Here is a 4,416-nt window from a genome sequence, read left to right as displayed (position 1 = left end):
TTCACCTTGTCGGCCTCGGCCGAAACCATCCGCATCGCCATCGGCACCCAGGACACCACCATCAACTGCGCCGCCGGCGGCCTGTTGATCCGTGAACTCGGTCTGCTGGAAAAATACCTGCCCCACGATGGCGCCTACAAAGACGCGAAGTACGATGTGCAGTGGAAGAATTTCACCAGTGGCGCGCCGCTGACCAATGAGATGGTCGCCGGCAAACTCGATTTCGGTGCCATGGCCGATTTCCCCGGTGCGTTCAACGGTGTGGCGTTCGAAACGGCGGGCAAGCACAGCCTGTTCATCAGCGTGCTGTCGGGCAGCATCAAGGGCAGCGGCAACGGCATCGTCGTGCCGAGCGCTTCGTCGGTGCAGAGCCTGAGCGAACTCAAGGGCAAGACCATTTCGGTGCCGTTCGCCTCGACGGCTCACGGCATGTTGCTGCGCGCCGTGGCAGAGCAGGGCTGGGACCCGCTCAAGGATGTCAACATCATCGCCCAGCCACCGGAAGTCGCCGGCTCAGCATTGCAGGCCGGGAAGATCGACGCCCACGCCGATTTCGTACCGTTCGCCGAGCTGTTCCCGAGCCGTGGTTTCGCCCGCAAGATCTATGACGGCGCCCAGGCCAACGCGCCGACTTACCATGGCGCACTGGTCGATCAGGCCTACGCGAAAAAGTATCCGGAAATCGTCGTCGCCTATCTGCGTGCGAGCATCGAAGCCAACCAACTGCTCGCCGCCGAACCGGAGAAGTACAGCGAACTGATCGCCAAGGTCACCGGCGTCGATGCCGAGGTCAACTACCTGTTCCACGGCCCGCTCGGCGTACAGACCCGCGACCTGAGCTGGAAGCCTGAATATCTCCAGGCCGTCGGTACCGCCATCGATACCCTGAAGTTGCTGAAGAAAGCCGATCGCGGGCTCGACCTGAACAGTTTCATCGACGACCAGTACATCCGCGCCGCGTTCAAGGCCTCAAATCTCGATTATGCCGCGCAACTGGCCAACTACGCGCAGACGCCGTTGCCGGGTGTGGATGCGGCGACGGGCAAAGCCATCACCGACGTCAGCCATGTCGCGGAGATCTGGGTGCGTGGCGAGGAAAAAGTCCGCCGTTACGGTTCGGCTGAAGCGGCGTTCACCGCGCTGGCGGCGTTGAAGCAGGAGGGCAAGAACATCCGCGCGGTATATGCGCAGGCCAGTGACAGCGGGATCAAGCTGCTCGCTGAACAGGCGTGGTTTGCCAGCGACGGCAAGGGCCGCCTCAGCGCATTCCTGCTCAAGGGCCAGGCCCAGCAATACGCTGCGGCGCAGGGTGGCAAGGTGTTCGATTTCAGCGATGCCACTGCGCAGGTTGTTGCTGCGCGCTGAAGATCAAAAGCCCCTCACCCTAACCCTCTCCCGGAGGGAGAGGGGACTGACCGAGTTGTTGTTGAGAGATACGCCGACGTGAAATATCGAGTCGAACTAAGGTCGTGAAAAACACGCAAATCGGCTCCCTTTCCCCCTCGCCCCCCTGGGGGAGAGGGCTGGGGTGAGGGGGTAAATCTCAGCCATCACACAGAACCCGAACTGGAAACCGGACTATGAAAACACCGTTGCGCTGGACATCAAGAGCCGCCTCACTGCTGCTCTGCCTGCTCTTCTGGCAACTCGCCGCCAGCCACCACTGGAACCTCGGCCTGGTCACCTTTGCCAACGTGCCGACGCCACTGGCGGTGATCGAAGCCGCGCTCGGCCTGGGCGACTCGGGCAAACTCTGGCAGCACCTGAGCAGCAGCCTCGGCCGCGTCTTCGCCGGTTACGTGGCGGCGTTGATCATCGGCATCGCCCTGGGCCTGGCCATCGGCCGGTCGAAATGGGCTGAGGATTTGCTGTTGCCACCACTGGAAGTCCTGCGCCCGATCCCCGCCGTGGCGTGGATTCCGCTGGCGATCCTGATGTTTCCATCCTCGGAATTGTCGATGGTCTTTATCACCTTCACCGGCGCGCTGTTCCCGATTCTGCTCAACACCGTGCACGGCGTCGAAGGCGTCGATCCACGCCTGATCGCCTCGGCAAAAAGTCTAGGGGCAGGGCGTCGGGCGATTCTGCTGGAGGTGATTCTGCCAGGCGCTGCGCCGAGCATCATTACCGGTCTGGCGATCGGCATGGGCACTTCGTGGTTCTGCCTGGTGACGGCGGAAATGATCTCCGGGCAGTTCGGTATCGGTTACTACACCTGGGAGTCCTACACCATTCAGAACTACGCCGACATTGTCGTCGGCATGCTCTTGATCGGGGTGTTGGGCATGGGCAGCAGTTGGCTGATCAAACGCCTGGGCGGCTTGTTCACGCCTTGGCATCGACCGCGAGGCAAAGCCTGATGAGCGTCATGCAAACCCCGGAAGGGCGGATCGACATCCGCCACTTGTCCATCGTCCTCGGCCAGGGCCGCGAAGCCTTCGAAGCGGTGCAGGGCCTCGATTGCCAGATCGAACCCGGCCAGTTCGTGTGCATTCTCGGCCCGTCCGGTTGCGGCAAGTCGACCTTGCTCGGCGCCCTGGCCGGACACTTGAATGCCAGTACCGGCAGCTTGAAAGTCGACGGCAGCGCGGTGGCTGGCCCGTCGCCGCAGCGCGGCATGGTGTTTCAGCACCACACGCTGTTCCCGTGGCGTACGGTGCGCGACAACGTCGCCTTCGGCCTGAAGATGCGCGGCGTCGGCAAGGCTGAGCGCCGTCGCGCCGCTGACGACATCCTCGAACTGGTCGGCCTCGAAGGCTTTGCCGAACGCTGGCCGGATCAGCTTTCCGGTGGCATGCAGCAGCGGGTGGAGATTGCCCGGGTGCTGGTCAATCGCCCGCGCCTGTTGCTGATGGACGAGCCGTTCGGCGCGCTGGATGCGCTGACCCGCTTGAACATGCAGGAACTGTTGCTGGACATCTGGACGCGCATCCGCACCACCGTGGTTTTCGTCACCCATGACATCGACGAGGCGCTGTTTCTAGCCGATCGCTTGTTGGTGATGAGTGCCCGGCCCGGGCGGATCATCGAAGACTTGCGTCTGGACTTCCGGCGTCCGCGCACCAGCGAACTGGTGACCAGCCCCGAGTTCGCTCGACTGAAACGCCATTGCCTCGACCTGCTGCGCCACGACAACGACCGACCGCTGCCGCGCCTCAATCCGCTCGGCCTGCCTCCTGAAAACCCTTTGCCGCGATTTGCCCTATGACCTCTATTTTTGCTGTGACCGACAACGAAGACATCCTCGCCCTGCAACCGCGCCTGACGGCGGAAGACCCGGGCGTGCGGCGCATTGCCCTGATTGATCTGGCCGATCTGGAGGAACCGGATGGTTTGCTCTGGCTGGTTGATCGACTCCGGCAGGATCCCGCCGAGGACGTCCGCGCTGAAGCCGCACGATTGCTCGAAGCGTGGGAGGATGAAGCGGTCGTGCAAGCCTTGTGCGAAGCACTGACGGATCCATCGCCCGCCGTGCAATCGGCGGCGGCGCAAAGCCTGAGCCTGCTCAAGACTGCGGAGGCGGGGCGGGTGATTCTGCCGTGGACTGCACATGCCGATGTCAGTGTGCGCATCGCCGCCTTTCGGGCGTTACGCGAATTGCGCTTCGCCGAGGCCGCGCCGGCTGCCGTCGCAGCGTTAGAAGATGCCGATGCCAATGTCCGACGCGAAGCGGTGGGCGTGCTCGGCTGGCTCAAACAGCTCGACGCGCTGCCAGCTCTGGCGCGCCTGGCCAGTGACGACCCGGACACCGAAGTGCGACGCGCCGCGACCGGTGCCCTCGGCTTGGCCAGCGACGCCGAAGTGCTGCCGGCGCTGCGCCAGGCCTTGCACGACCATGCCTGGCAAGTGCGCGAAGAAGCTGCGACCACATTGGGCAAAGTTGGCCACAGCGACGCTGGCCCGGCCTTGGTCGCAGCGCTGAGCGATGATTATTGGCAAGTGCGCCTGCGCGCCACCCGCAGCCTCGGTCGCCTGCGCTTCGTCCCGGCGCTGGATGCGCTGATCGAGACCCTCGGCCACCGCATTAGCAACCTGCGCAAGGAAGCTGCGCTGGCCCTCGGTGAATTGAACGATCGTGGTGCCTTGGCCGCGTTGCAGGCAGCGCAGGACGACGGCGACCCGGAAGTGCGCAAAGCCGTGCGCATCGCGTTGAGTCAGTTGCAATGAACCCACTGTCGGTGGGCAACTCGCAGAGTGCACGCACGCTGCGCCTGAGCTGGCCGGACGGGCGCGAATCGCTGCTCAGGCATGCCGACCTGCGCCGGCAATGCCCATGCTCGCAATGCCGCGCATTTCGCCTGCGCGGTGTCACGCCGCTGGTTGATGATCGCGTGCGCCTGATCGAGGTCAATCCGCAGGGGTATGGTGTGCAACTGGTGTTCAGCGATGGCCATCAACGCGGGATTTACCCGTGGG

Annotated in this window: 5 protein-coding genes; all 5 read left to right on the top strand. The window is 63.7% G+C overall.

All coding sequences use genetic code 11. The features are described 5' to 3' along the window. Positions 1–1,365, top strand: a 1,365-nt coding sequence (locus D6877_RS02565) for an ABC transporter substrate-binding protein (RefSeq protein WP_130909736.1), incomplete at its 5' end; no start/stop codon positions are given. A 215-nt stretch (positions 1,366–1,580) separates the two neighbouring features. Further along, positions 1,581–2,360, top strand: coding sequence for an ABC transporter permease (locus tag D6877_RS02560; RefSeq protein ID WP_110599314.1), 780 nt, complete (start codon positions 1,581–1,583; stop codon positions 2,358–2,360). After that, positions 2,360–3,208, top strand: coding sequence for an ABC transporter ATP-binding protein (locus D6877_RS02555; protein WP_130909735.1), 849 nt, complete (start codon positions 2,360–2,362; stop codon positions 3,206–3,208). Before D6877_RS02560 ends, D6877_RS02555 begins: the two co-directional genes overlap by 1 nt. Further along, positions 3,205–4,167: a HEAT repeat domain-containing protein gene (locus D6877_RS02550; protein ID WP_130909734.1), complete on the top strand. Its 963-nt coding sequence runs from the start codon at positions 3,205–3,207 to the stop codon at positions 4,165–4,167. Before D6877_RS02555 ends, D6877_RS02550 begins: the two co-directional genes overlap by 4 nt. After that, positions 4,164–4,416, top strand: a 253-nt coding sequence (locus D6877_RS02545) for a DUF971 domain-containing protein (protein ID WP_130909733.1), incomplete at its 3' end; no start/stop codon positions are given. The genes D6877_RS02550 and D6877_RS02545, both read left to right, overlap by 4 nt.

Source organism: Pseudomonas sp. Sample_9, assembly GCF_004307535.1.
Taxonomy (GTDB): domain Bacteria; phylum Pseudomonadota; class Gammaproteobacteria; order Pseudomonadales; family Pseudomonadaceae; genus Aquipseudomonas; species Aquipseudomonas mercuritolerans.
The sequence above is the reverse complement of the archived record's forward strand: the minus strand, read 5'-3'. Positions and strand labels throughout refer to the sequence as shown.

What these genes read in the sequence shown, in the direction of transcription:
- D6877_RS02560 (WP_110599314.1), top strand. Translation starts at nt 1,581, where the DNA reads ATGAAAACACCGTTGCGCTGGACATCAAGAGCCGCCTCACTGCTGCTC.
- D6877_RS02555 (WP_130909735.1), top strand. Translation starts at nt 2,360, where the DNA reads ATGAGCGTCATGCAAACCCCGGAAGGGCGGATCGACATCCGCCACTTG.
- D6877_RS02550 (WP_130909734.1), top strand. Translation starts at nt 3,205, where the DNA reads ATGACCTCTATTTTTGCTGTGACCGACAACGAAGACATCCTCGCCCTG.